This is a genomic window from Bacillus sp. FSL L8-0358, from assembly GCF_038593095.1.
Taxonomy (GTDB): domain Bacteria; phylum Bacillota; class Bacilli; order Bacillales; family Bacillaceae; genus Bacillus; species Bacillus subtilis.
Map to the genome: position 1 here is coordinate 3,282,496 of NZ_CP151962.1, position 25,136 is coordinate 3,307,631.

Annotated in this window: 24 protein-coding genes and 1 riboswitch; of the genes, 9 read left to right on the top strand and 15 right to left on the bottom strand. The window is 45.1% G+C overall.

All coding sequences use genetic code 11. The annotated features are described in order from the left end of the window. Positions 1 to 55 precede the first annotated feature (55 nt). Positions 56 to 295 carry a sigma-O factor regulator RsoA gene (rsoA, locus tag NYE49_RS16970; protein WP_003228484.1) on the bottom strand — a complete coding sequence of 80 codons (240 nt, stop codon included), beginning with the start codon at positions 293 to 295 and terminating at the stop codon, positions 56 to 58. Positions 296 to 298: 3 nt separating this feature from the next. Then, entirely contained in the window at positions 299 to 829 is a 531-nt protein-coding gene (gene sigO, locus NYE49_RS16975; protein ID WP_014477957.1) for an RNA polymerase sigma factor SigO, read from the bottom strand. A gap of 201 nt (positions 830 to 1,030) precedes the next feature. Between sigO and NYE49_RS16980 the strand changes: the two genes are divergently transcribed. The 3 genes from NYE49_RS16980 to rsiO all read left to right on the top strand — a co-directional run bounded on the left by NYE49_RS16980 (position 1,031) and on the right by rsiO (position 2,932). Beyond that, on the top strand, positions 1,031 to 1,183 hold the full coding sequence (locus NYE49_RS16980; protein WP_003244090.1) for a YvrJ family protein: 153 nt from the start codon (positions 1,031 to 1,033) through the stop codon (positions 1,181 to 1,183). Positions 1,184 to 1,303: 120 nt separating this feature from the next. After that, positions 1,304 to 2,461, top strand: a complete 1,158-nt coding sequence (oxdC, locus tag NYE49_RS16985) for an oxalate decarboxylase (protein WP_015384622.1) — start codon at positions 1,304 to 1,306, stop codon at positions 2,459 to 2,461. Between the two features lie 60 nt (positions 2,462 to 2,521). Continuing rightward, complete coding sequence (gene rsiO, locus NYE49_RS16990) at positions 2,522 to 2,932, top strand: acid stress-sensitive anti sigma factor RsiO (protein ID WP_047183166.1); 411 nt, start codon at positions 2,522 to 2,524, stop codon at positions 2,930 to 2,932. Between the two features lie 33 nt (positions 2,933 to 2,965). On the opposite strand, the gene NYE49_RS16995 is transcribed toward rsiO, so the two are convergent. From NYE49_RS16995 to NYE49_RS17020, 6 genes are all read right to left on the bottom strand, one after another. Next, positions 2,966 to 4,195: an ABC transporter permease gene (locus NYE49_RS16995; protein ID WP_003244568.1), complete on the bottom strand. Its 1,230-nt coding sequence runs from the start codon at positions 4,193 to 4,195 to the stop codon at positions 2,966 to 2,968. Continuing rightward, on the bottom strand, positions 4,188 to 4,877 hold the full coding sequence (locus tag NYE49_RS17000; protein ID WP_160244632.1) for an ABC transporter ATP-binding protein: 690 nt from the start codon (positions 4,875 to 4,877) through the stop codon (positions 4,188 to 4,190). Before NYE49_RS17000 ends, NYE49_RS16995 begins: the two co-directional genes overlap by 8 nt. Further along, on the bottom strand, positions 4,861 to 6,054 hold the full coding sequence (locus NYE49_RS17005; RefSeq protein WP_342410518.1) for an efflux RND transporter periplasmic adaptor subunit: 1,194 nt from the start codon (positions 6,052 to 6,054) through the stop codon (positions 4,861 to 4,863). Before NYE49_RS17005 ends, NYE49_RS17000 begins: the two co-directional genes overlap by 17 nt. Positions 6,055 to 6,225: 171 nt before the next feature. Then, a complete protein-coding gene (locus tag NYE49_RS17010) occupies positions 6,226 to 7,035 on the bottom strand; it encodes an ABC transporter ATP-binding protein (protein ID WP_342410520.1) in 810 nt (269 codons plus the stop codon). Positions 7,036 to 7,048: 13 nt separating this feature from the next. Then, positions 7,049 to 8,059 (bottom strand): iron ABC transporter permease, encoded by a 1,011-nt coding sequence (locus tag NYE49_RS17015; protein ID WP_342410522.1) that lies wholly within the window; start codon positions 8,057 to 8,059, stop codon positions 7,049 to 7,051. Beyond that, a complete protein-coding gene (locus NYE49_RS17020; RefSeq protein WP_033884889.1) occupies positions 8,059 to 9,105 on the bottom strand; it encodes an iron ABC transporter permease in 1,047 nt (348 codons plus the stop codon). The genes NYE49_RS17015 and NYE49_RS17020 overlap by 1 nt, the downstream gene beginning before the upstream one ends. 205 nt (positions 9,106 to 9,310) lie before the next feature. Here NYE49_RS17020 and NYE49_RS17025 point away from each other — a divergent pair, with 205 nt between their 5' ends. After that, positions 9,311 to 10,258 carry an iron-hydroxamate ABC transporter substrate-binding protein gene (locus NYE49_RS17025; protein ID WP_063334649.1) on the top strand — a complete coding sequence of 316 codons (948 nt, stop codon included), beginning with the start codon at positions 9,311 to 9,313 and terminating at the stop codon, positions 10,256 to 10,258. Positions 10,259 to 10,544: 286 nt separating this feature from the next. Here NYE49_RS17025 and NYE49_RS17030 read toward each other — a convergent pair whose 3' ends face one another. Further along, on the bottom strand, positions 10,545 to 11,954 hold the full coding sequence (locus tag NYE49_RS17030; protein WP_021480593.1) for an amino acid permease: 1,410 nt from the start codon (positions 11,952 to 11,954) through the stop codon (positions 10,545 to 10,547). A gap of 103 nt (positions 11,955 to 12,057) precedes the next feature. Continuing rightward, positions 12,058 to 12,237: riboswitch (Lysine riboswitch) on the bottom strand. 116 nt (positions 12,238 to 12,353) lie between these two features. Continuing rightward, on the bottom strand, positions 12,354 to 12,494 hold the full coding sequence (sspJ, locus tag NYE49_RS17035) for a small acid-soluble spore protein SspJ (RefSeq protein WP_003221612.1): 141 nt from the start codon (positions 12,492 to 12,494) through the stop codon (positions 12,354 to 12,356). A 166-nt stretch (positions 12,495 to 12,660) separates the two neighbouring features. Here sspJ and NYE49_RS17040 point away from each other — a divergent pair, with 166 nt between their 5' ends. Together NYE49_RS17040 and NYE49_RS17045 are read left to right on the top strand one after the other, a co-directional pair. Beyond that, positions 12,661 to 13,143 (top strand): metal-dependent hydrolase, encoded by a 483-nt coding sequence (locus NYE49_RS17040; RefSeq protein WP_047183171.1) that lies wholly within the window; start codon positions 12,661 to 12,663, stop codon positions 13,141 to 13,143. A gap of 99 nt (positions 13,144 to 13,242) precedes the next feature. Next, positions 13,243 to 15,096: an LTA synthase family protein gene (locus tag NYE49_RS17045; RefSeq protein ID WP_047183172.1), complete on the top strand. Its 1,854-nt coding sequence runs from the start codon at positions 13,243 to 13,245 to the stop codon at positions 15,094 to 15,096. Positions 15,097 to 15,123: 27 nt separating this feature from the next. On the opposite strand, the gene NYE49_RS17050 is transcribed toward NYE49_RS17045, so the two are convergent. Then, the gene (locus NYE49_RS17050) at positions 15,124 to 16,050 is read right to left on the bottom strand and encodes a substrate-binding domain-containing protein (RefSeq protein WP_047183583.1); all 927 of its coding nucleotides are present in this window, start codon (positions 16,048 to 16,050) and stop codon (positions 15,124 to 15,126) included. Between the two features lie 110 nt (positions 16,051 to 16,160). Here NYE49_RS17050 and modA point away from each other — a divergent pair, with 110 nt between their 5' ends. Beyond that, the gene (gene modA, locus NYE49_RS17055; protein WP_047183173.1) at positions 16,161 to 16,943 is read left to right on the top strand and encodes a molybdate ABC transporter substrate-binding protein; all 783 of its coding nucleotides are present in this window, start codon (positions 16,161 to 16,163) and stop codon (positions 16,941 to 16,943) included. Beyond that, the gene (gene modB / locus NYE49_RS17060) at positions 16,915 to 17,607 is read left to right on the top strand and encodes a molybdate ABC transporter permease subunit (RefSeq protein WP_121517036.1); all 693 of its coding nucleotides are present in this window, start codon (positions 16,915 to 16,917) and stop codon (positions 17,605 to 17,607) included. Before modA ends, modB begins: the two co-directional genes overlap by 29 nt. Positions 17,608 to 17,637: 30 nt before the next feature. Here the strand turns inward: modB and pgoN are convergent, their stop codons facing one another. Continuing rightward, positions 17,638 to 18,468, bottom strand: a complete 831-nt coding sequence (pgoN, locus tag NYE49_RS17065; RefSeq protein WP_047183175.1) for a glyoxal/methylglyoxal reductase — start codon at positions 18,466 to 18,468, stop codon at positions 17,638 to 17,640. A gap of 222 nt (positions 18,469 to 18,690) precedes the next feature. On the opposite strand from pgoN, the gene yvgO reads away from it, so the two are divergent. Further along, positions 18,691 to 19,176: a stress response protein YvgO gene (yvgO, locus tag NYE49_RS17070; RefSeq protein ID WP_123373816.1), complete on the top strand. Its 486-nt coding sequence runs from the start codon at positions 18,691 to 18,693 to the stop codon at positions 19,174 to 19,176. 44 nt (positions 19,177 to 19,220) lie between these two features. On the opposite strand, the gene NYE49_RS17075 is transcribed toward yvgO, so the two are convergent. The 3 genes from NYE49_RS17075 to NYE49_RS17085 form a co-directional block, all read right to left on the bottom strand. Beyond that, the gene (locus NYE49_RS17075; RefSeq protein ID WP_015714699.1) at positions 19,221 to 21,233 is read right to left on the bottom strand and encodes a Na+/H+ antiporter; all 2,013 of its coding nucleotides are present in this window, start codon (positions 21,231 to 21,233) and stop codon (positions 19,221 to 19,223) included. A gap of 254 nt (positions 21,234 to 21,487) precedes the next feature. After that, positions 21,488 to 23,203, bottom strand: a complete 1,716-nt coding sequence (cysI, locus tag NYE49_RS17080; RefSeq protein ID WP_123373815.1) for an assimilatory sulfite reductase (NADPH) hemoprotein subunit — start codon at positions 23,201 to 23,203, stop codon at positions 21,488 to 21,490. A gap of 25 nt (positions 23,204 to 23,228) precedes the next feature. Then, positions 23,229 to 25,046, bottom strand: coding sequence for an assimilatory sulfite reductase (NADPH) flavoprotein subunit (locus NYE49_RS17085; RefSeq protein WP_123373814.1), 1,818 nt, complete (start codon positions 25,044 to 25,046; stop codon positions 23,229 to 23,231). Positions 25,047 to 25,136 lie beyond the last annotated feature (90 nt).

Genomic DNA, 25,136 nt, shown 5'->3' on the forward strand with positions numbered 1-25,136 from the left:
CAGCAAAAAAGGAGCAAACAAGCGCTCCCTTTTGATGTTTTTTCATATGAAAGTATTATGAGTTCTCATCTACCATGTACAAAATAAACTCCCAAAATCCCGGGACATCCTGACACAAAAGCATATCAGCCTTTTCAAACATTTTGATCTTCAGCTCTTGCTCTAAATCTTCTCTTTCTTGATAGGACGTATTGCTGAGTTTTTTTCTGATCATCGGTGAAAAGCATGCAATCAGGTGCTCAATGTCATAAGTCTCGTCTTTTTGTTTCTTTTTTTGTTCAAACTGGCCGTCCACAGCTTACTTTTCCCCCTTTTTTTGCGCCGCTAGCTGCTTTCTGATATTCTCCAGCCCCTTTTTATGAATGTTGGAGATGTTTTGTCGGGACTCCCCTAATGAATCTGCAATCTCCTGCATCGTGGCACCGTGAAGATACACTTTTGTCAGCACACTTTTTTGTTTGTCAGTCAGCTTCTGAATCGCTTGGTAGAGCTGATAATCCTGAACATGCTGGCTCAAATCATCCTGCCTGTCTAAAAATTCTTCAAATGCATCGCTTCCTGTTTCGGAAGGAAGCCGATCTCCTGCCTCCGGATGATCAACCGTCAGCGGATACCGTTTTTGATTTTTGCGAACCCGCTTATCAAAATCAATAGAAAAGATACGAATCATTGAATTCATATACTTGACGATGCGGATTTCTTTATAAAACTGCTTAAATAGCTCGTCCAATGATTTTGCATCTTTTTCGTTAGGGCTTTCCATTACGTTTTTGAACAAACGGTAATGCTGAGGATTGCTCAAAAAATGCTTCACGATGGGATGCTTCATTATCTCCTTACATTTTGACCGTAAAAGACTTTGATAGTCCATCAAACCGCCTCCCTACTAAATTAAATGAAGGAAAGCAAAAAAAAGTAAACTACTACTTTCCGACTAGTGTCTTCCAAAATACTTTGCAGCAGTTTACGTTTTATCGGATTTCCTTCACTTACATACATGACTGCAGAAAAAGAAGGGAGGTATTTTCCTATGGATCAGGTTTTTATAGAGGAAGTCGTAAAACAGATCGGCAATTTGGGGTTTCCCGCGCTGATTGCAATGTATCTGCTGACCCGATTCGAAAAGAAGTTTGATCAACTAATAGAACTAATGACAGAACTGAAAGATCATGCAAAAAAATAATTTTTCAATCGAAGTTGACTTTTCACTGGTTTTTTTCACTTAACAAAACAGAAGGGAAAACGAAAGGCCTTTCACCTTCTCTTTCTGCTATCACATTTACATTTAAGGAGGAAACATTTCATGAAAAAACAAAATGACATTCCGCAGCCAATTAGAGGAGACAAAGGAGCAACGGTAAAAATCCCGCGCAATATTGAAAGAGACCGGCAAAACCCTGATATGCTCGTTCCGCCTGAAACCGATCATGGCACCGTCAGCAATATGAAGTTTTCGTTCTCTGATACTCATAACCGATTAGAAAAAGGCGGATATGCCCGTGAAGTGACAGTACGTGAATTGCCGATTTCAGAAAACCTTGCATCCGTAAATATGCGGCTGAAGCCAGGCGCGATTCGCGAGCTTCACTGGCATAAAGAAGCTGAATGGGCTTATATGATTTACGGAAGTGCAAGAGTCACAATTGTAGATGAAAAAGGGCGCAGCTTTATTGACGATGTAGGTGAAGGAGACCTTTGGTACTTCCCGTCAGGCCTGCCGCACTCCATCCAAGCGCTGGATGAGGGAGCTGAGTTCCTGCTCGTGTTTGACGATGGATCATTCTCTGAAAACAGCACGTTCCAGCTGACAGATTGGCTTGCCCACACTCCAAAAGAAGTCATTGCTGCGAACTTCGGCGTGACAAAAGAAGAGATTGCCAATTTACCTGGCAAAGAAAAATATATATTTGAAAACCAACTCCCTGGCAGTTTAAAAGATGATATTGTGGAAGGGCCGAACGGCGAAGTGCCTTATCCATTTACTTACCGCCTTCTTGAACAAGAGCCGATCGAATCTGAGGGAGGAAAAGTATACATTGCAGATTCGACAAACTTCAAAGTGTCTAAAACCATCGCATCAGCGCTCGTAACAGTAGAACCCGGTGCCATGAGAGAACTGCACTGGCATCCGAATACACACGAATGGCAATACTACATCTCCGGTAAAGCTAGAATGACCGTTTTTGCATCTGACGGCCATGCCAGAACGTTTAATTACCAAGCCGGTGATGTCGGATATGTACCATTTGCAATGGGTCATTACGTTGAAAATATCGGGGATGAACCGCTTGTCTTTTTAGAAATCTTCAAAGACGACCATTATGCTGATGTATCTTTAAACCAATGGCTTGCCATGCTTCCTGAAAAATTTGTTCAAGCGCACCTTGACTTGGGCAAAGACTTTACTGATGTGCTTTCAAAAGAAAAGCACCCAGTAGTGAAAAAGAAATGCAGTAAATAAAAGACTTGCGGCTTGCAGAGAGCACTCGTTCTCTGCAAGCCTTCATAAGGAGCTGAACCAGTGAAACATCAAAACCCTTCAAAACGCTTATTGCGGCTCTCCATAAAGTACTTGCTGGCCGCAGCAGCAGTGGTGTTGACCTATTTTGCTGTCATCTATATATTGTTTTCTTTAGCGGGAACGAGCTACCGCTCATCAGCTCATGTCCTGCTTTTTGCCGTGGTATTCCTTGTTCTCGGATTATGCTTTGAACCATTTGAAAGGCTGATGATACATAGCTTTACATTTTTCAAGACAGGAAAACGTCTATTCATTCTCCTTGCCGGCATTGTACAGCTGCTGTTTTTGTGGATGACTGCTCATACAACAGACCAATTGATCAGCGACATCTGGCTGTCCACCACAGAAGAAATGATTGTTGCAGCCGCTTTTTTGATTTTAGACAAATGCAACTCGGCTCTTCCCAGCTAAAAAAAGAACGCATTCCAATTGGATGCGTTCTTTTTATTCATAGCGAAGCGCGTCTACAGGCTGAAGCTTCGATGCCTTGATGGACGGAAGCAAGCCGAAGATAATGCCGACTGCCATTGAAAAGATGAGTGCTCCGACAACAGCTGGAATAGAGACGATAAAAGGCATCGGAAAAATGACCGTCAGCAGCTTGGCGATGCCGAAGCCCGCCAGCACACCGAGTATTCCGCCAATGCTTGTCAGCACAACAGCCTCGGTTAAAAATTGAAATAAAATCACACGCCGCTTAGCACCGAGCGCTTTCTTAATTCCGATTTCCCTCGTGCGCTCCGTTACGGAAACGAGCATAATGTTCATGACGCCGATACCGCCCACCAAAAGTGAAATACTGGCGATTCCGCCAAGCAGCAATGCAAATGACTGATTAAAGGACTCTACTTCCTGCGCGATCTCCTGAAGATCCATTACACTGTACTCTGCTTTTTCCAGCTCAGCTTCTGACAGCCCTTGGTTTAAAAGATCCGCAGCCATTACACCGGCTTCTTGGATATGCTCAGAAGAATCGGCCTGCACGGCAATCTGTGTTGGCGCGTCAAATCCTTCAATAAGAGGCCACACTTTTTTCGGCACGTACAAAACCGGGTTCGCGTAGTCGCCTTCAAACATGCTTTCCTGTTGATTTTTTTCTTTAAAAACACCCACGACCTTAAACGGCACACCATTCATCTCAATGCTTTTATGCAGAGCTTCTCCATCTGGAAACAGTTCATCTCTGACAGCTTCATTGATCATCACCACTTGGTGTGTGCTGTTTAAATCATTTTCCGTCAGCTTTCTCCCTTCGGTTATTCGGATTGGAAACATGTCGAAGTAATCATCGTCCACTCCATACACTTGGGGATACGAAACGTTTGTTAAATGAAAAACGCTCGCGCCTTCTGACAAGTAATATAAGGATAATCCTTTGACCATCGGATCTGATTTGATCGCCTTTACTGTTTCTTCCGCTACAGGCGGCGCGGACGCATACGACACCTGAGGGCCGCCGCTCTCCTCTTCTCCGCCAGACGGCTGGTAGACAACATTGATGGCGTTGTTTCCCATGCCGATCATACTTTGCTTTAATTGCTCACTTTGGCCCTTCAGCATTGAAACAATCGCGATGATTGCCGCTATGCCGATAATCACGCCGAGCATTGTCAGAATGGATCTTAATTTATGAGAGAAAATGGATTGAAAGGAGATTCGAATATGTTCAAGCATGGCTGATATCCCCTCTCTCATCTAATACCAGCTCTCCGTCTCTGATAAAAACGGTTCTGTCAGCTTTTTTGGCGACGTCCGGGTCGTGGGTTATCATAATAATGGTCTTGCCTTCCCGATGCAGTTCAGAAAACAGTGACAAAATTTGTTCACTTGATTTGGTATCAAGCGCCCCGGTCGGTTCATCAGCTAAAATAAACCTCGGCTGATTGACAAGGGCCCTCGCTATCGCCACCCGCTGCTTTTGGCCACCGGACAGCTTAGGCGGTTTGTAGGAGACCCTGTCTTTTAATCCGACCTTTTCCAGCGCTTCATATGCCCGTTGCCTTCTCTCTTTTTTCTTCACTTTATTGTAGATCATCGGCAGCTCGACATTTTGCAGCGCGGTGAGACGCGGCAGCAAATGGAAAGTTTGAAACACAAACCCGATTGATTCATTGCGAATTTCGGCTAAAGCCCCGTCTTTCCCTTTCAATATATCGATCTGGTCAAGCGTATAGGATCCTGAGGTTGGCCTGTCCAAACAGCCGATAATATTCATTAACGTTGACTTTCCAGAACCGGAAGGCCCCATAATAGCTAAAAACTCCCCCGCCTGAACAGTCAGATTGATATGTTTCAAGATTGGAACTTCTTCTTTTCCCAGCTTGTACGACTTCGAAATATTATTCAGTGTCAGCATTGACTGTAACCTGCTTTCCTTCCTTGACCGCGGGATCAGGATAGATCACATAATCTTCCGGCGTCAGGCCGCTCTTAATTTCCACCATGTCATTTTCATCAGTCTCTCCGATTTCAACAGGCTGCTTAACCGCTTTGTGATTCTCATCAGCTTTCCATACGTACGGTTCGCCGTCATCCTGAATGACCATGTCGGACGGCAGCTTGATCGTATCCGCATCAGCATTATCACTCATCACTTCGATGTTGACATGATAGCCGACTTCAAGACCTTTATGGCTGTCTAATAAAATGGTGAAAGGATAGTTAGAGGACTGGGGATTCATTTCTTCATCAGCAAAGCTTTCTGATTCTTCACCCTCGCCTGCTCCCGCTGGAAGCTTGCCGATCGAGGTGACCTTTCCTTTCCACTCGCCCTCACCGCCTGTTTTCAGCGTGACCCTGACTTTGCTGCCTTTTTTGATCGTGTCCATTAACAGCTCATTGATTTGGCTTTTGACCAGATATTTGCCCGTCGAAACAATCTGGATATACGGGCCCGTTGCCTGGTCACCTGTTGCACCGTCAGCGATATCCTGATTAACGCTTTGAACGATTCCGTCATGCTTGCTTGTAATGACATTGGAACCTTTGTTTTTCGTCAGGCCAGCCAGTTCTTTTTGATGCTGCTTCAGTTCAAGCTGGCTTGTTTTCAAATCGAATTTGGCTTGGTCAAGTTCATCTTGAAGCTGGGTTTTCTCTTCTTTCCCTGCCACTTTCAGCTTCTTTTCCGTTTCCGTTATTGATTTTTGCAAACGGTTGATTTGCAGATTTGTCATTTCAATTTGCAAATTGGCTTGCTCCACTTCATCAGAATGATCCTCGCCCTCATACTCAAAAAGCTTATCGCCCTTTTTAACCTGATCGCCTTCTTTGACGTATGTTTTTTTAATGCTGCCTTTTTCTGAATCTATGTATACTTTCTGCTGTTTCTCAGGTTCAACCTTTCCAGAAAACGTTTGGCCTGATTCTGAATCTCCTCCCATGTATACCGCGACCGATTCAGCATAGGGCTCCGATGATACGGCAACTTGATTCATGTGAGTAAAAAAGTAAAAACCGCCAGCGCCGATCCCAGCCAATACAAGCACACCGGCACATATCGCACCGCCAATAAGCCATTTTTTCTTCTTGGACACAACGATCTCCTCTTTCTGTAAACTATGTAATATTTTCGAAACATTCTAACCAATATTATCTATTAATTCAAAAAGACTTGCAATCTTTTTATTGAAATGACGAAATCAAATAGAAAAATTGTATTTTCAAAACCGAATAAAAAAAAATCCCGGCTTCAAACCGGGATTTTTTCATACAGTAACTAGCTCTTTTTCATTTTTAATCAAGTCATATGTCAAGCATACAGGTTTATTTGTACGGGGATCAGTCACGATTTCGGCATCAATCTGAAATACCTGCTTCAAAATGTCCGGTGTCATGACCTCCAGTGCAGTTCCTTCCTTGATGACCGTGCCTTTTTTGAGCGCGATCATATAATGAGAAAAACGAGCTGCATGGTTAAGATCATGAATGACCATTAAAATCGTCCGCCCTTGCTCTTTGTTGAGTCTGTCAAGCAGCTGCAGAATTTCAAGCTGATGTGCAAGATCAAGATACGTTGTAGGTTCATCCAGCAGAAGCAGTTCCGTCCCTTGCGCAAGTGCCATGGCAATCCACACGCGTTGACGCTGTCCGCCTGACAATGCCTCAATCGACCGTTCAGCATATTCAGCCATGCCTGTTTCTTCAAGCGCCCATTTGATAATCCGGCGGTCTTCGTCATTTAATCTGCCGAATCCTGATTGATGCGGAAACCTGCCGTACGACACCAATTCGTGCACTGTTAGGCCGCTCGGCGCTTCAGGTGTCTGTGGAAGAATCGCCATATCTTTCGCAATGTCCTTTGTAGACATTTTATGAATCGCTTTGCCGTTTAAATAGACGGCACCCGCATGTGAACGCATAATTCTGGACATTGTTTTTAAAATCGTTGATTTCCCGCAGCCGTTCGGGCCAATTAAGGTGGTAATTTTCCCTTTAGGAATCGATATATTTAAATCCTCTACAATCACCCTGTCGCCATAACCGATTCCAAGCTGTTCCGTTGATAATGAATTCATATTCGGCCCCCTCCTAATTCGCTTTCATCAATAAATAAATAAAGTAAGGCGCACCTAGCACGGAAATGACAAGTCCGACTGGAATTTCTGATGGTGCCAATACATTTCTCGCCAGCGTATCAGCAAGCAAAAACAGGAATGAACCGATGAAGGCGGAGACCGGTATCAGCGTCTGGTGACGTGGACCTGTCAGCCTTCTAGCCACATGCGGCGCGATCAATCCGAGAAACGCGATGCCCCCCGCAGCTGCCACGCATGAAGCGGCAAGAGTGACCGCCGCCAGAAGAAGAATCCGTCTTTCTCTTTCAACAGCGGTGCCCAGCCCGGTCGCTAATTGGTCTCCGAGCTGCATAATGTTCAAATAGCGTGCCTTATATAAAGTAAACAGAAGCAAGATCACAATCCAAGGGAGAATCGCCCAGGTCATATTCCAGTTCGCCCCCCATATTGAGCCGGATATCCAAACCGCGGCTTGCATAAAATCATGAGGGTCCATCTTAAGCTGAAAAATCAGCAACAGGGCATTGAATCCGGCATTCACCCCTATGCCGACTAAAATCAGCCGAATCGGTGTCACGCCTTTTTTCCATGCCAGAATATAAATGAGAAACGCAGCGAGGATTGCTCCTGCCAAAGCACTGAACGGCAGCATAAATGTTCCGAAAAAGCTGAGATCTGAAGCTGACCCTTGAAAAAAGTATATAAAAAGCACTACAGCAAGTGAACCGCCGGCGTTAATTCCGAGAATACCAGGCTCGGCAAGTTCATTTTGAGACACGCTTTGCAAAATGGCTCCAGCTACGGAGATCCCTGCTCCAACAAGCAAAGAAAGGATGATCCGAGGCAGCCTGAACTCAAATAAGACAAGTTCATCACGCGCCGTTCCTTGGCCGAAAAAGACCTGAAGCGTTTTAAGCGGTGCAATTTTGATAACGCCCAAATTGAGACTGATAAAAAAGACCACCACGATAAGCAAAAAGGTCACAGCCATTACAATGAGCGGTTTGTTTGTTTTTGTTTTCATTACAGCCCTCTCCTTTCACGACGTGCCAAATAAAAGAAAAAGGGAACGCCGATAAGAGAAGTCAGCGCGCCGACAGGCGTTTCAAAGGGCGCATTTACGAGTCTGGCCGCTATGTCAGCAAAAACAAGCAAAACAGCACCGAGCACCGCCGAGCAAGGAATGATCCACCGATAATCCACACCAACCAAAAAACGGGTAATATGCGGAATGATCAGCCCGATAAATGCAATGGTGCCGGCAATGGAAACCGCAGCTCCTGTCAAAATCACTACAATAAGCATGCCAACCAGTTTCACCGCTGATGTATATTGTCCAAGCCCTTTTGCCAGATCGTCACCGAGACTTAACACTGTCACAGACCGGGCGATGAAAAACGCGAGCGTTAAACCGACAGCCCCTGCAATAAGCAAAAGCTGGACCCCCGACCATTTCACACCCGCTACCCCGCCTGCGTACCAAAAGCTGATATCCTGAGCGACATCAAAGCGAATTGCAATGGCAGTTGAAATGCCGGTAAAGAAATAAGTAACTGCCGTACCCGCCAGAGCAAGCTTTACAGGCGTAAGTCCGCCCCTTGAAAACATGCCTATGCCCATTACCGTCGATGCCCCCAGCCCCGCTCCCGCAAAGGACCATAGCACAAGCCCCATTGCAGAAAGTCCGGGAAAAAAGGCAAACGCAATCGAAACCGCAAACGCAGAGCCTGATGTCACACCCATAATCGAAGGCTCTGCCAAAGGGTTTCTCGTCATCCCCTGCATGATTGCTCCCGACACTGCCAACAATGCGCCTACAAGCGCGGCAGCCGCCGTTCTCGGCAGCCGAAGATCATGTATAATTTGGTGAGATGTCTTTGTCGGCTGATAATGAAAAATGGCGTCCCATACAGTGCGCAAATGAATATCTGCTGCACCGAGGGATATGGATAAAAATGCGCCAAGGCAAAGCAGGCATAGACCTGCAATAAGGACGATGACCGCGCCATATGTCCTTGACGTCCATTGGATTTCTTCTGATGCAGTCCGTATATTTTTATGTTGACTCAACTGCCGTACTTCCTTTCTGTTACTGATAATGATTATCAATTGCTGTTTCAGTATATCACTTTTTTCAGCTGATTTAATAGAGTGTTTTGAACAAAAATGAAAATGCATTTGCAAAAATATCGTGTCAACCGGCACTTGCAGTGGTATAATCACAGATGATAATGATTCTCTTTTTCATCTATTTTTTAGAAAGAAGGTATGAGATATGACCCATATATACAAGAAACTCGGAGCCGCGTTTTTTGCTCTGTTATTGATTGCAGCGCTGGCAGCCTGCGGGAATAACTCAGAAAGCAAAGGTTCTGCCTCTGATTCAAAAGGCGCAGAAACCTTTACATACAAGGCTGAAAACGGAAATGTAAAAATCCCGAAGCATCCTAAACGGGTGGTTGTCATGGCAGACGGCTATTACGGCTACTTCAAAACACTCGGCATCAACGTTGTCGGTGCGCCTGAGAATGTATTTAAAAACCCTTACTACAAAGGAAAAACCGACGGCGTCGAAAACATCGGAGACGGCACTTCGGTTGAAAAGGTCATTGATTTGAACCCTGACCTGATTATCGTCTGGACAACACAGGGCGCTGATATTAAAAAGCTTGAAAAAATTGCGCCGACTGTAGCAGTAAAATACGATAAGCTCGACAACATCGAACAGCTGAAAGAATTTGCAAAAATGACAGGAACTGAAGATAAAGCTGAAAAATGGCTGGCTGAGTGGGATAAAAAAGTTGCGGCAGCTAAAACAAAAATCAAAAAAGCGGTCGGTGACAAAACCATTTCCATTATGCAAACGAACGGAAAAGACATTTACGTATTCGGTAAAGACTTTGGAAGAGGCGGAAGCATTATTTACAAAGACCTCGGCCTGCAGGCTACAAAGCTGACAAAAGAAAAAGCCATTGACCAGGGGCCAGGTTATACAAGTATTTCACTAGAGAAGCTCCCTGACTTCGCCGGGGATTATATATTCGCGGGTCCATGGCAATCAGGCGGTGATGATGGCGGCGTATTTGACAGCTCCATTTGGAAGAACCTGAACGCCGTTAAAAATGGCCATGTATACAAGATGGATCCGATTGGCTTCTACTTCACAGACCCGATTTCATTAGAAGGCCAACTGAAGTTTATTACGGAAAGCTTGACTAAATAAACAAAAGAGCCGCCTGCCCGCGGCTCTTTTGCTGATTTATAAGGAACGGCTCAATTTGAATCATATCGGATATTTTCTTTGAGCCATTCATATTAAGCTGCCTCCTCATCGCGATCAGTTTTTTTATGCTGGAGAGACTGAAAAACGTTTTTTGCATATTCGATTGTGCCTTAAGGTTTTTCTTTCGATTTCAGCTTTCCTGTCAGCTAGGTTAACGAACGGATTCCTAACAGGAGAAATTGTGATTTTATAAAAAAGACACCTGAGCAAATCAGGTGTCTTTTCATTATGCTTGTTTTTCTTTCTGGAACTTTTTACTCACAAATGGATAAACGATCAAGCCGACAAAGAATAAACCGATGCCGAGGATAAATGTCGTTAAATCTGCTGTGCCTGTTACGATAACAAACACGGAGTATGCACACGCCAGTATCGCGATCAATCCGTCTCTTACACGGGAGCCTTTCAGCTGGTCATACGTTTCACCTTTGATGACTACCTTCAAGCTGTAGATTGCAGATACCAGATACGGAATTAAATATGCAAGTGTAGCCGCTGTCGTTAAAAATGTAAATGCGTCACTTATTGTCCGGGAAATAACCGAGAAAATGAAGACCTGTGACATGACGTTTGTAATAATGAGTGCAATGACCGGACTTCCCTTTTTATTCGTTTTTGCAAAAAATGCCGGAAAATCTCCTGCTTTAGCAGCTTGGTATGGCACCTCAGAGCCAAGCAAAATCCAGCCGAGCATCGTTCCGAATAAACAAAGGATAGCCAAAAGCGCCATAATCACGCTTCCCGCGTTTCCAACAATCGCATAGAGTACATCAACAAATGGTTTTTCAGAGCCGACAAGCTTATCATGCGGCAGAACACCCATCGTAATTAAAGTCACAATAATATATATGCTCAAGGCAATCAGCAAGCCGGTAATTGTCGCACGTTTCACATCACGCTGAGAGCGCGCACGGCCGGACAGGATCACCGCGGATTCAATTCCGACAAACGCCCACAGTGTAGAAATCGCGGCGTTATGAACCTGGCCGCCAATTCCAATGCTTGTGCCGTTTTCTCCTTGAACCGGGAAATAAAAATGACCGAATAATGTCGTTTGAAACACAAACAAACCGGCAACGATAAAGAAGACAAAACCTAATACTTTAGAAAGCGTTGTGACAAAGTTTAATTTACTTGCGCCGTTAATGCTGGCAACAAGAATCGCGTGCGTTCCCCATAACAAGATCGTACATACGGCAAACGTCAGTAATTGGCCGAGTGTCACCTCTTGCCCGCCGATCGAAAACATCTCACGTTTATCAACCAAGATCGGGAAGAACGAAGTCAAGTAACCGGCGAGACTTGTGATGATCGCCACGTTACTGATCCAGCTCGCCACCCAGTAGCCCCACACCATTGTGAAACCTGCAGCGTTTCCTTTTTTCGGGTCAGAAAACAGCGCTCTTGCATAACTTTGCGGTCCCGCTGTCAGTTCAGGCTTGCGAATGGACAAGTGTCCGAACACAAGTGCAATCATCAGCACGCCGGCACCTGTCAAAAGCCAGGCGGACGTAGCTCCAAACGGACTCGCAATTGAAGCAAGCGAGCTCGGCAAGGAGAAAATTCCTGATCCAACCATATTTCCAACGACAAACGCCGTTAATAACCAAAAACCCCATTTTTTTGTCTGTTCCATTCCAGTACCTCCATGATTCTTTGTACGGACCAGACCCCGAGATCATATAAACGCAAAAAAAGCCTGAACAAAAGTCCATGCTTAAAGAAACACACACCCTTGATCTCCGGATAGCCCTCCGCGAAAAAGCACGCGGCAGTCCTGCACTTATTCAGATACAGTCCCAGCATAGAGAAGGATCGGCTTTCTCCACACTTCGGCGCTGATGCCTTTTACACATGTTTAACAGCCCCTGTCAGCCTGGCATGTGTGACTCATCATCCGCGCAACCTCTACCTCACTGAGAAAGAGTGAGGATTTAATTATTCAGTTACTCCCAGAAGGTTATCAAAGAAAGGATGATCTGTCAAAGGGAACAGATGGAAAATACGGATAGAGCCAAGCCCTATCCGCATGTGGTTATCGATTATTTTTCTTTTTTTGCACAGCTTCTTGAAGCGGATCATCTTTTAGAGCTGAACCAGCATCTTCAAGAGCTCCTTGGATTACGTTTTTTTCTTTTTCGGAACGTTTTCCTTTATCTTTATTAAAGAAACCCATTCGTATCACCTCTTTTAAAAAATAGGTACATGTTTAAGATGCCTCTTTCCTGAAAAATTATGCGGGATATTTTTTATCGTCCAAAGTCCTGTTGATCAAACATACATTCTCTTGATATATTTGTAATTCAGAGATTTTTTGCAAAAGATAAAAGGAGAAGCGGCAAATGACAGGAAAAACACACATCATGGGAGGCATCGCTTCTTGTACGGCAGCGGCTTATTATTATGGATTTGATCCAGTGCTTATGACTGCGTCAGGCGCGGTTGGAGCATTAATACCCGATATCTGCCACACACAAAGCAAAATCGGGAGAAAATTTCCTATTTTATCGAAAGTGGTCAGCTCCGTTTTTGGCCATCGCACCTTTACACACAGCTTACTGTTTATGCTCATCATGTTTTTTATCACTTCTACATACATTCCAGATAAAAACATATCAGCCGGCCTGATGATCGGAATGGCGAGCCACTTGATTCTTGACGCTTGGACGGTGAACGGAATCAAATTATTATTCCCTTCAACGATCCGCGTTCGGCTTCCATTATATATGAAGACAGGCAGTTTTTCTGAGCAGCTCGTGCTAGCCGGCCTGACCCTTGCTTCATGTTACTACTTTTATATGCTGTTTCATGGGCGCATGTTTTAAACATGAGTGCTGAGACTTGTCTGAACCGGCTGTTTTTAGTAGGTTTTACTTAAGAAGCATTTCATGCAGATGATCAAGAAAACGTGAGGAGTCATATTGATGAAAGGAACCTTTTTTCACAATCAGCGGTTTTTATGTTTTTCGATCTTATTTATGTGGATCAAAACGTATGTGATATATAAACTCGGCTTTGATTTGCAAATCGATACTCTGTTGGAGGAGCTAATGCTGCTGGTCAACCCGCTCAGCTTTATTCTTCCTTTATTCGGGATCGGCCTGCTTCTGAAAGGAAACAAGCAGCGGGCCTTTTTGCTGATTGCCAATCTGGTTCTGACTGTCATCTTGATCTCCAATACGATTTTTTACGGCTTTTATATCGATTTTATTACCATTCCGGTTTTATTTCAGGCCAGCAACATGAGCGATATGGGCAGCAGTGTAAAAGAACTGTTCCATCCTCTGTTTATCGCCCTGTTTGTGGACTTGGTTTTTCTGCTGCTGTTCGCCAGAAAAACCAAACACCCACAGACAAAAGCCGCTCCCCGCACGATCAAACGGTACTATGCAGCTTCCTGCGGCATGCTTTTATGCACACTGGCACTTGCAGAAGTACAGCAGCCGAAGCTTTTGGCACATTCTTTTGACCGGGAAATGCTAGTCAAAAGCATCGGTCTGTTTCAGTTCCATATTTACGATACAATTTCTCAGACTGTTAATATAAGCGCGAAAGCTTTTGCCGATGAAGACAGTATAACTGCCATTAAAAACTACACAGAGGCTGATTACAGCAAGCCTGATCAAAGCAAATTCGGTCTTGCAAAGGGGCGCAATGTCATCTTTGTAACACTTGAGTCGACCCAAAGCTTTGTTCTGAATGAAAAAGTAAATGGAAAAGAAATTACCCCATTTATGAATGATCTCATTAAAAAAAGCTATTCCTTTGATCATTTCTATCAGCAAACAGAACAAGGCAAAACATCAGATTCAGAATTTATCGTCGCTAACTCACTGTATCCTTCCCTTAGCGGCGCCGTCTTTTTCACGAAAAGCGACCATCAATTTCATACGATGTATAAATCGCTGAAACAGCACGATTATTATTCAGCCGTCTTTCACGCTAACCATAATACATTTTGGAACAGAGATGTCATGTACGATACGTTTGGCATTGACCGCTTTTTTGATGTTGATGATTTTCATGTCACTCCCGGGACATCGACAAGCTGGGGCTTAAAAGACAAAGAATTTTTAGAGCAGTCCGCCGAAAAGCTGAAAAGCCTGCCGCAGCCGTTCTACAGCAGTTTTATCACGTTAACGAATCATTTTCCGTTTGAGATTGATGAAAAGGATCAGCTGATAGATGAATTCGATTCAAGCAGTGATCTGTTAAACCGCTATGTGACCACGGTTCGCTATGAGGATGAAGCATTGAAGCATTTTATCCAAAAACTGAAAGACGAAGGCTTATACGAAAATTCGATGATCGTATTTATGGGAGATCATTACGGCATTTCTGAAGCCCATAACGAGGCAATGGCTGAGTTTTTAGGGAAAGACGAAATCACACCGTATGACAACGTTCAGCTCCAGCGGGTGCCGTTTATCATACATATCCCGGGAATCACCGATCAAAAGCCGGAAACCATCCCTGATGCCGGGGGACAGGTCGACGTCAGGCCGACGCTGATGCATTTGCTCGGCGTTGAGACAAAAGGCGATATCCAATTCGGCAATGATTTGCTGTCGGGCGACCGCACCCCATTCGCCGTTCTGCGAAACGGCAGCTTTATTACGAACGATTATATATACACAAAGAACACGTGCTATAGCCAAAAAACAGGTAAAGTGCTGGAAGATCAGGATGCGTGCCTCCCTTACAAGGAGAAAGCAAACGAAGAACTTTCTCTCTCTGATAAAATTTTAAATGGTGACCTGCTCAGGTTTTCCGAATGAAAAAATCCCTCTATCAAGAGGGATTTTTTACGTTTCCAATATCACCTTGCCAGTCAGCTTCGTTTCATAGCCGTTTAAATGAGACAAATTCGCCTTGTAGTCCTCAGAATTCAAAATCTCCTTCACGGCTTTCAGCAGCTGCTCATGTTTTTTCAAAACAACGATATCATATTGTTCGTCGATGAGCGGGATAAAATCAACACTGCCCATATGTGCCGCGTGCTGCGCCCCGATTCCCGCGTCAGCCTGTCCGCTTGAAACTTGTGAAGCGGCAGCGTAATGATCGGTCACGATATCGCCGTATCCCTTTACATCAGCCGGATTCACACCAAGCAAGCCAAGCTGTTCATCAAGGAGCACCCTTGCGCCAGAACCCTTTTCCCTGTTGATGATCCGGATATCGGCTCTTTTCAAGTCTTTCCAGCCTTGAATGTTTTTCGGATTCCCTTTTTGCACATACAGTCCTGCTTTGCGGAGAACGACATTGATGAGACAAAACGGTTCACCTGTCAAAATCCGTTTTACATAAGGCGCGTTATACTGGCCCGTTTCAGCATCGTACAAATGGAGGCTGACAATGTCACACTTGCCTTGATACATATCAATCAGGCTGTTTAAGCTTCCTTTGTATTTACGGAGCGGCGTCTCCTGAATGGCACTCTCCAAATGCTTGCTGAGGAGATCCATCGAAATGTCCTGTCCGCTGATCATGACATTCGGTCTGCCGTCCGGCTCAGCCTCCTGCACCTGTTTCGGCGCTTCTGTTGCAGCGATGGGCTGAGACATTCTCATATTCGTTTTATATTGCTTTAAATCTTCTTCATCCACACGCATCTGCCTTCCGACACGGTAAGCAGGCAGCACGCCTTTTTTAATCAAATCATAAACGGTCAGCTTTGATACCTTCAGCAGACCTGCAACTTCTTCTATCGTATAGGAAGAGGTTTCATTCATCATCATCACTCTCCTATTTTATTATACCTTTTCGCCGAATGTAAAAAAACCCACATAAACCAAACATAATCAGTTATAATTAGTTATATCTAATGATAAGGGGTGCAATCATGTTTAAGAAGTATTCTATTTTCATCGCAGCCTTAACCGCTTTTCTGCTTGCAGCAGGCTGTTCTTCAAACCAGTCTTCAACTGACAGCGAGAAAAAAGTAACGTTAACCATCTCAGCTGCGGCCAGCGCGCAGGATGCACTTGAGGAAATCCAAAAAAATTATGAAAAAGATCATCAAAATATTACCATCCAAGATAACTATGGCTCATCCGGCGCCTTGCAAAAACAGATTTCTCAAGGAGCAGGAGCAGATCTGTTCTTCTCAGCTGCTGAGGATAAATTTAAAAAGCTGATAGATGATGGAGATATCGCAAAAAAAGACAGCACTGAATTAGTCGGTAATGAAATTGTGCTGGTCGTACCGAAAAACGGAGATTCACCTGTGACAAGCTTCAGCAATCTGGCTGGATCAGAAAAAATCGCCCTTGGCACTCCGGAATCCGTACCGGCAGGAGCTTATGGGAAAGAATCACTGACAAAGCTGTCTTTATGGGACAAAGTGAAGGATAAAATTGTGTATGGAAAAGACGTTCGCCAAGTTCTTTCTTATGTTGAAACCGGCAATGTAGACGCAGGTATTGTTTATAAAACAGATGCCCTGGTCTCGAAAAAGGTCAACATTATTGACGAGGCAAAAGCAGATACTCACAGCCCAATTGTCTATCCGTTAGGAATCGTAAAAGATACAAAACACCGTAAGGAAGCGAAGGAATTTTACGAATACCTGCAATCTGATGAAGCAATGAAAGTATTTGAGAAATATGGCTTTACTGCCGAGTAGCATAAGCGCTTCAGAATTTTTCACACCCGTTGCGCTTTCCTTTCAGGTGGCGGCAGTTGCCGGAATTGTTGTCATTATTCTCGGAACACTTGCTGGAGCATGGATGTCACGGGCATCATTTTTCGGAAAAACGGCACTCGAAACATGTTTTATGCTTCCGCTCGTTCTTCCGCCTACTGTTGTCGGTTTTATTTTGATCGTCATTTTCGGAAAGCACAGCTTCATCGGACAAGCCATCGAGTGGATCTTCCAGCAGCCTGTCATTTTCACCTGGTGGGCCGCTGTGATCGCCTCGGCTGTTGTAGCCTTTCCGCTCATGTATCAATCAGCCAAAACCGGATTTGCTGACATTGACCCCGATATACAAGGTGCGGCAATGGTAGACGGCGCAAGCAGATGGAAAGTGTTTATCCATATCTCCGTCCCGCTTGCCTATCCTTCATTGCTGACCGGAAGCATCCTCAGCCTTGCGCGGGCGCTCGGAGAATTTGGCGCAACACTCATGTTTGCAGGGAACATCCCCGGTGTTACGCAAACACTGCCGACGGCGATATATGTCGCATTGGATTCCGGCAACAATACCCTTGCCTGGGCATGGGTCGTCTGTATTGTTGTCATTTCCTTTTTGATGCTGTTTTTCATTCAACAGAAAAAAACGCACTAAAAAAACTCCCCGCAACGGGGAGTTTTTTGATTAAAACAGAAGCTCATCAGGATTTGGGCCGACACGCTCATCTTTATTTAATGCGTCAATTTTGTCCATGTCTTCTTGAGACAATTCGAAATCAAAAATATTAGCGTTTTCGATGATACGGTGTTCTTTAATGGATTTTGGAATGGTTACAACTTCATGCTGCAGATCCCAGCGCAAAATCACTTGAGCCACAGATTTATTGTGTTTTTCAGCAATCTGTGTCAGTACTTCGTTATCCAAAAGCTGTCCCTGCATGAGCGGAGACCACGCTTCCAGCTGAATGCCTTGCGCTTTGCAGTAATCTCTTAATTCTTTTTGCGTCAAGCGAGGGTGAAATTCAACTTGGTTCACCATCGGTTTGATTTCAGCATCTTTCAACAGCTCTTCTAAATGATGTACTTGGAAGTTGCTGACGCCGATCGCGCGGATTTTGCCGTCCTTGTACAGCTTTTCAAGCGCACGCCATGTATCTTTATATTTATCTTTGCCAGGCCAATGGATCAAATATAAATCTAAGTAATCAAGCTGCAATCTTTCCAGGCTTTTTTCAAAGGCAGCAAGCGTTGTTTCGTAGCCTTGATCTTCATTCCACACTTTTGATGTGATGAAGAGCTCTTCTCTTGCCACACCGGATTCTTTAATCCCGATGCCAACGCCTTCTTCATTTTTGTAGATCGCTGCTGTATCAATACTGCGATAGCCATTTTTAATTGCCGCTTTCACTGATTCAGTCGCTTCATTACCATTTTCTACTTTAAAAACACCCAGACCGAACCAAGGCATTTCAACTCCGTTATGTAACTTTACAGTATCTTTTAAACTTGTTGGCACTTGAACATCCACCCTTTCACTGAAATGTAAGCGTCTATATTATCTCACATTCCTCTCAGCCGATACCAATAATACGCTTAAGCCCCTCTTTTTGCTTCTTTTTTCACAGCACAGGCAAATCCAAACACTATTTTTTTCCTATTTTAACAATATTGAGATTACAAATACATTGAGCAGGGTATGCGTGTAGTGTAACCAAATGAAAACAAAGGAGGAAACAACTTGAAACGTATTCGTATCCCAATGACACTTGCTCTTGGAGCCGCTTTGACAATTGCCCCTTTGTCCTTTGCTTCCGCTGAAGAAAATCCTGCTCCGAAGATCTCGCAGACAACTACTGCTGGAACAACTGCCGCTGATGTAGGTTTAAACGTCAACCTAGATGTACTTGGAATTGCCAACCAGATCGCTGATGCCATCAAATCCGCACAGAATAGGGATGGCTTTGTGAAAAACCTCATGGAGTCTTCCTTCTACGCGTCCGGCCAAAAATATAACGTCATGGTCTTTAATTTAAGCCAGGAATATGAAGATCATTTGAACGGTGTGCAATTTTACGGCTCAGCCGTTTACGACGGCATTACGTATGGCATTTGGGTATTTGAAGACGGAACCTTTACAAACAAAGGCGATGGCGGCTGGATCAACTGGGCCTTCAGAGGCTGGTTCGACCGGGATGGCAGCACTGTCGCATTTCATCGCCCTTAATATAGAAAAAAGCTGGCGCTCTAACGCCAGCTTTTTTGCTGCATTTATTCGCCGCCTTCAAGCATGGCGGCTTCGACATCATTAATGTATTGGCGAAGCTCATGGGAGATGTCCCGGGAAATTTCCCTCTCTTCGAAGAGCGTTTGAATTTCATTTCTGATCGCCTGCACAGCCTTCAGCTTCACTTCCAGCTTCTGATTTTCAAAATGGGCACTTGATTTTAACTCATGATGGCTGTGCTCCAGCCTGAAAATTAACTGCTTATAGAATGTAATGACAGATAAAAACACTTCTTTATGCTCTTCCGTCTTATGTTTTTCCAAATATTCTATCGCTGCTTTTGCCGTTTTCACTCTTGTTGCCCGTATCAATCCCGCTTCATTTAAAATCGACATCTCCGGCTTTTTATGTTCACCGAAGAAAATCCAATACATCAGCCTCTTGAGCCTTGTTTTTGATAATCCGACTTTAAACGGGTTGGCATACAAAATTTCCAACTCGTTAAATCGTTCTTGCAGCACATTTGCTGTTTCTTCCGGGATATCTCCCCGCTCCAGCATTTTCATCAGCGCCTCTTGCTCAGCCTTAACCCCCTGCGCACGGACTTTTCGCTCGTGCTTCTTAATGCGATTAGATGATGTATACTGCTGAAAACGAAGATTTTTCATTTTCTCATTGTATTCAGCTATCACCGCAAGAGAGGCCGTTTTGTTTGTCTCATTCATGTCCTCTTTAATCGTTTGAAGGGCTGTTTTGATCAATTTGCGTCTCGCCGTCAGGAGCTTCTTGTTTCGTTCCTCGTCCTCTTCTTCTTTTTCAGTCAGAATCGGCAGCACAACGGTAGCAATGACAAGCGTGCATAAAATGACGCCGGCTGCTAAAAAGAGAATCAGATTTCTTTCCGGAAACGGCGTGCCGTCCTCCAGGAAATACGGAATGGAAAAAGAACCTGCAAGCGTTACTGCTCCACGCACACCGGAAATCGAAATTAACAGCGTCGAACGAAGACCCGGTTTATAGATGTTCTGATCTTTATTAAAGAACCATTTGCCGTTCCAGAAGAACAGCACCCACAGGAATCTCAGGAGCATTAACGTAAATGTGATGACTAGGATATAGCCAATCACCTTCATGTTGCTGATGGCAGTGTCGTTAAAGATAACAGAAATAACATCAGGGATTTGCGTGCCGAGAATAACGAAGACCAGGCCGTTCAAAATAAATAAAATAATGTTCCACGTACTTGAGGAGACAATTTGCAGCTTGATCATCGTTGATTCCAGACGATCCTGTTCAACCGCATGGGTAATACCGCCAGCCACAACAGCTAAAATGCCGGAAACGCCGATTTCTTCAGCTGCCAAATAAATCACAAACGGCGTCAGAATTTGAATCAGCATATGCATCGTGACATCCTGCATGCCAAGGCGGCGCAGAAATAGGCGAAAACGAATAATCAAAAATGAAATGACAACCCCGCACAGCAAGCCTCCGAGAGAAATAAAGACAAAGCTGACAGCCGCTTGTGCTAATGAAAATGCACCAGTCACTGCCGCTGCAATCGCAAACTTAAAGGCCACCAGACCTGATGCATCATTCATCAGCCCCTCACCTTCCAGCAGGCGAAGAATCCCTTTTGGCATTTTCACTCTTCCTGATAATGCGCTGACAGCGACGACATCAGTCGGTGAAAGAATGGCCGCAAGTCCAAAGGCCGCTGCCAGCGGAATAGCAGGAATCATCCAGTGAATCGTGTAGCCGCCTACAATCACAGTCGCAAATACAAGGCCGAGTGCAAGCAATAAAATCGGAGCCCTTAAATTCCAAAGCTCTGCCCTCGGTGTCCTCTTTCCATCATTAAATAGCAGAGGCGCGATAAAAAGAACAAAAAACAATTCGGTGTTTAATTCAAAATGAAGTCCCTGTGGAAATGAGGCGGCAAGAATCCCAAGAGCCACTTGAATCAGCGGCACCGGAATAAACGGAATAAACCGGTTCACGATATTAGAAATCGCAATAATCGTTAATAATACGAGCACAACTAAAAATATGTCCAAATGCATGACCTCCTTCGTCTGTTGTGTGTCGGCATGATGAGCCAAAAAATCTGTTTGTCTAAAAGCCCTTGAGCTAGGGTGGCCTTGCATACGCTATGTGGTTTCGCAGGAGTTCTCTCCACACTTGTCTTCTTTTATAGTACCCTTTTTAGGGTATTTTTTCTCATGATATGCTCACAGTGAACTTTTTTGCAGCAGAGCAAATTACAGAAAAAAGAGACAGGAAGCTACTCCCTGTCTCTCGTCTTTCTTTCTCAATCATGAAAATTCGTACCGTCAGTTGTTGCTTTGATAATGCCCGCGCGGATGACAAAGTCACCGAAATGCTCGCCTTCCTCACGTTCTTTCGCATAGCGGGAAAGAAGGATGCGCAGCTCGCTTAAAATGTCTGCTTCACCGATGTTTTCACGGTACATTTTGCTTAAACGGCTTCCGTCAAACGCAGCGCCAAGATACATATTATATTTGCCCGGCGCCTTTCCGATAAATCCGATCTCACCGAGTGCATGACGTGCACAGCCGTTCGGACACCCTGTCATGCGAATGGTGATTTCCTGATCACGAAGGCCGTTTTCGTCAATAATCTCTTCAATCTTATCTAACAGGGTCGGCAAATAACGTTCTGCTTCAGCCATAGCCAATCCGCAGGTCGGAAGAGCGACGCATGCCATCGAGCTGCGGCGAAGCGCTGAATAGTGCTTGCCGTCAGTTAGTCCGTATTGTTCAATTAAAGCACTGATTTCTTCTTTTTTATCGCTTGAAACGTTCGCAATCATTAAGTTCTGATTGGCTGTCAGCCGGAACTCACCTGTATGAACTTTGGCGATTTCCCGCAAGCCCGTCATCAGCTTATAGTCATCGTAATCCGTTATACGGCCGCCTTCGACAAACAGCGTGAAATGCCATTTATCCTCGATGCCTTCCACCCAGCCGTAGCGGTCGCCGTTATGATCGAAATGATACGGCTTCGCTGCTTCCAGGCTCCAGCCGAGACGGTTTTCCAATTCTTCTTTTACGTTTTCTAAACCGAGGCGGTCAACTGTGTATTTGAACCGCGCATTTTTGCGGACAGAACGGTTGCCGTAATCACGCTGAATCGTAATCGTTTTTTCAGCAACGTCATACATTTGCTCAGGCCGGCAGAATCCGATCACCTTGGCTAATTGCGGATATGTCGCAGTATCGCCATGCGTCATTCCCATACCGCCGCCGATTGCCACGTTAAAACCGATCAGCTTGCCATCCTCGACAATCGCAATGAATCCGAGATCTTGTGAAAAGACGTCAATATCATTAGACGGCGGAACGGCAATACCGATTTTAAACTTCCGGGGCAGGTAGAGCGGTCCGTACATTGGCTCGACTTCTTCCTCCGGCGTGCCGGCAACTCTTTCCTCATCAAGCCAAATTTCATGATAGGCCCTCGTCCGTGGCAGCAGATCATCACTTAATTTTTTAGACCACTCGTATACCTCTGAGTGGATTTCAGATTGATAAGGGTTTGATGCACACATGACGTTACGGTTTACGTCTCCGCAGGCCGCGATCGTATCCAAAAGTGCTGAGTGGATCGTCTGAATGGTTTTCTTCATGTTCCATTTCAGAATCCCGTGCATTTGGAACGTTTCACGTGTCGTCAATTTTAATGTGCCGTTCCCGTATTTCTGGGACAGGTCATCCATGACAAGCCATTGTTCAGGCGTCGAGACGCCCCCTGGCATACGCACGCGCAGCATGAACTGATATGCGGGCTCAAGCTTCTGCTTTTGGCGTTCATTTCGGAGGTCGCGGTCATCCTGCAAATAACTGCCGTGGTGTTTCATCAGGCGGTTGTCATCATCCGGAATTCCGGCACTGATTCGATCGAGCATCACTTCTTTCAGCGTGCCGCGCAAATAATCACTTTCTTTTTTAATGCGTTCAACATCACTTGGAGAGCCGTCCGGTGCTTTTAGAATTTTGGTCACCATGTTGAAAAACTCCTTTCAAGTCAAATCAATATACATCACGCTGATAGCGTTTTTGCTGCTGCATATCAGCAAGATAAGCCTCCGCTTCTTCGCGGCTCATATTGCCTTCTTTTTCGATAATTTCAAGTAATGTGTTATGGACGTCATGCGCCATGTGCTTTTCATCTCCGCAAATGTAAACAGCCGCTCCTTCTTGAAGCCATTCAAACAATTCTGCGCTGTGTTCGAGCATGCGGTGCTGCACATATACTTTTTCTTCCGTATCACGCGAGAACGCCACATCCATTTTTGTCAGCACACCGTCTTTGAGCCAATTCTGCCACTCTGTCTGGTAAAGGAAATCCGTGACAAAGTGCTGATCGCCAAAGAACATCCATGCCTTTCCTTCCGCTCCCGTCTCCTCACGCTCCTGCATAAACGAACGGAAAGGTGCGACGCCTGTCCCAGGGCCCACCATGATAATCGGTGTTTCAGGGTCTTTCGGAAGCTTAAAGTTTTGATTGTGCTGTACATAAACCGGCAGTGTGTCTCCCGGCTGCAGTCGTTCCGCGCACAAAATCGAGCAGACGCCTTTTCGTTCACGGCCGTGCGCATCGTAGCGGACTGCGCCGATTGTTACATGCACTTCATCCGGATTTGCGGATAAACTGCTTGCAATCGAATAAAGGCGGGCAGGCATTTTTCGCAAAATCGAGACAAACTCCTGCGCAGATACACTAAACGGGCCATAGTCACGGACGAGATCAAGCAAATCGCGCCCTTCAATATAGGCTTTTACATTCTCCTCATTTCCCGGGGCTAAAAGCTCTCTAAGCTCGTCGTTCCCTGTCAGCTGGGCTGCCTGTTCAAGAAGCGGTTTTGTGAGAACGGTAATCTCATAGTGAGAAATCAGCGCTTCTTTCAGCGGACGGACATCACCTTGCTTATTAAGCGTCACAATTTCTTCCGGGTCCCAATTCATTTCCTTAAGGAGCAGCTCGACAAGTTCCGGATCGTTTTCCGGATAGACGCCGAGGCTGTCACCAGGCTCGTAAGTCAGGCCAGATCCTTCAAGAGACAGCTCCACATGGCGTGTTTCTTTATTTGATCCTCTGCCGTTTAAATTTAAATTTTCTAACACTTCAGCCCGAAACGGGTTTGTTCTGGAATACGAAGACTCACCGGTTTGTGACGCAGCCGCCGGCGCAGGCGCGGCGCTTCCGCCCCCAGCTTCAATTAATCCCTTCAATACACCCTCAAGCCATTCGGCTGCCGGTTCATCATAGTCAAGATCGCAATCAACGCGCGGAGAAATCCGTTTTCCGCCGAGTTCTTCTAAGCGCTGATCAAATTCTTTCCCTGTCTGGCAGAAAAATTCGTACGAACTGTCACCAAGCGCCAAAACAGAAAAGCGCAGGTCTTCAAGCTTAGGCGCCCGTCTTCCGTGCAGAAATTCGTGAAACGACAGCGCGTTATCAGGCGGCTCACCTTCTCCATGCGTACTGACGACGATTAAAAGATTGTTTACCTTCTTCAGCTGATTCGGCTTAAAATCGCTCATGGATGAGACGGTCACTTGAAAACCGCTCTGTTCAAGCTGCTTGCCGGCATTTTCTGCAAGCCCCTGTGCGTTTCCCGTCTGTGAACCATAAAGAACGGTCACTTCTTTTGAAACGGCCGGTGCCGGTGCTTCCGCAGACACAGCTGCAGCCGGCGCACCCGCAGTTTCTTGGGCGGAAACAGATTGAGCGGATAAATATCCGCTCAGCCAGATTTTCTGGGATTCGGTCAAGGTCGGCAGAAGGCGGTTAAGGAGCTCTGCCTGCTCCTGATTAAACGGACTGTTCATTACCTGAAGTTGCAACGTATCCACCTCACAAAGTTATAAACTGATCGAAAATTGCATCTAATTGAACTTTACCGGAATACTAGGCTTAAGTAAAATATATTTACA

Excerpts from the sequence above, each read along its gene's own strand:
- NYE49_RS16980 (WP_003244090.1), top strand. The coding sequence starts at position 1,031 with ATGGATCAGGTTTTTATAGAGGAAGTCGTAAAACAGATCGGCAATTTG.
- modA (WP_047183173.1), top strand. The coding sequence starts at position 16,161 with ATGTTTAAGAAGTATTCTATTTTCATCGCAGCCTTAACCGCTTTTCTG.
- NYE49_RS17040 (WP_047183171.1), top strand. The coding sequence starts at position 12,661 with ATGACAGGAAAAACACACATCATGGGAGGCATCGCTTCTTGTACGGCA.
- NYE49_RS16995 (WP_003244568.1), bottom strand. The coding sequence starts at position 4,195 with ATGCTTGAACATATTCGAATCTCCTTTCAATCCATTTTCTCTCATAAA.
- NYE49_RS17000 (WP_160244632.1), bottom strand. The coding sequence starts at position 4,877 with ATGCTGACACTGAATAATATTTCGAAGTCGTACAAGCTGGGAAAAGAA.
- oxdC (WP_015384622.1), top strand. The coding sequence starts at position 1,304 with ATGAAAAAACAAAATGACATTCCGCAGCCAATTAGAGGAGACAAAGGA.
- NYE49_RS17030 (WP_021480593.1), bottom strand. The coding sequence starts at position 11,954 with ATGGAACAGACAAAAAAATGGGGTTTTTGGTTATTAACGGCGTTTGTC.
- NYE49_RS17050 (WP_047183583.1), bottom strand. The coding sequence starts at position 16,050 with ATGAATGAAACCTCTTCCTATACGATAGAAGAAGTTGCAGGTCTGCTG.
- NYE49_RS17010 (WP_342410520.1), bottom strand. The coding sequence starts at position 7,035 with ATGAATTCATTATCAACGGAACAGCTTGGAATCGGTTATGGCGACAGG.
- sigO (WP_014477957.1), bottom strand. The coding sequence starts at position 829 with ATGAAGCATCCCATCGTGAAGCATTTTTTGAGCAATCCTCAGCATTAC.
- NYE49_RS17015 (WP_342410522.1), bottom strand. The coding sequence starts at position 8,059 with ATGAAAACAAAAACAAACAAACCGCTCATTGTAATGGCTGTGACCTTT.
- cysI (WP_123373815.1), bottom strand. The coding sequence starts at position 23,203 with ATGGTGACCAAAATTCTAAAAGCACCGGACGGCTCTCCAAGTGATGTT.
- sspJ (WP_003221612.1), bottom strand. The coding sequence starts at position 12,494 with ATGGGTTTCTTTAATAAAGATAAAGGAAAACGTTCCGAAAAAGAAAAA.
- NYE49_RS17045 (WP_047183172.1), top strand. The coding sequence starts at position 13,243 with ATGAAAGGAACCTTTTTTCACAATCAGCGGTTTTTATGTTTTTCGATC.
- NYE49_RS17025 (WP_063334649.1), top strand. The coding sequence starts at position 9,311 with ATGACCCATATATACAAGAAACTCGGAGCCGCGTTTTTTGCTCTGTTA.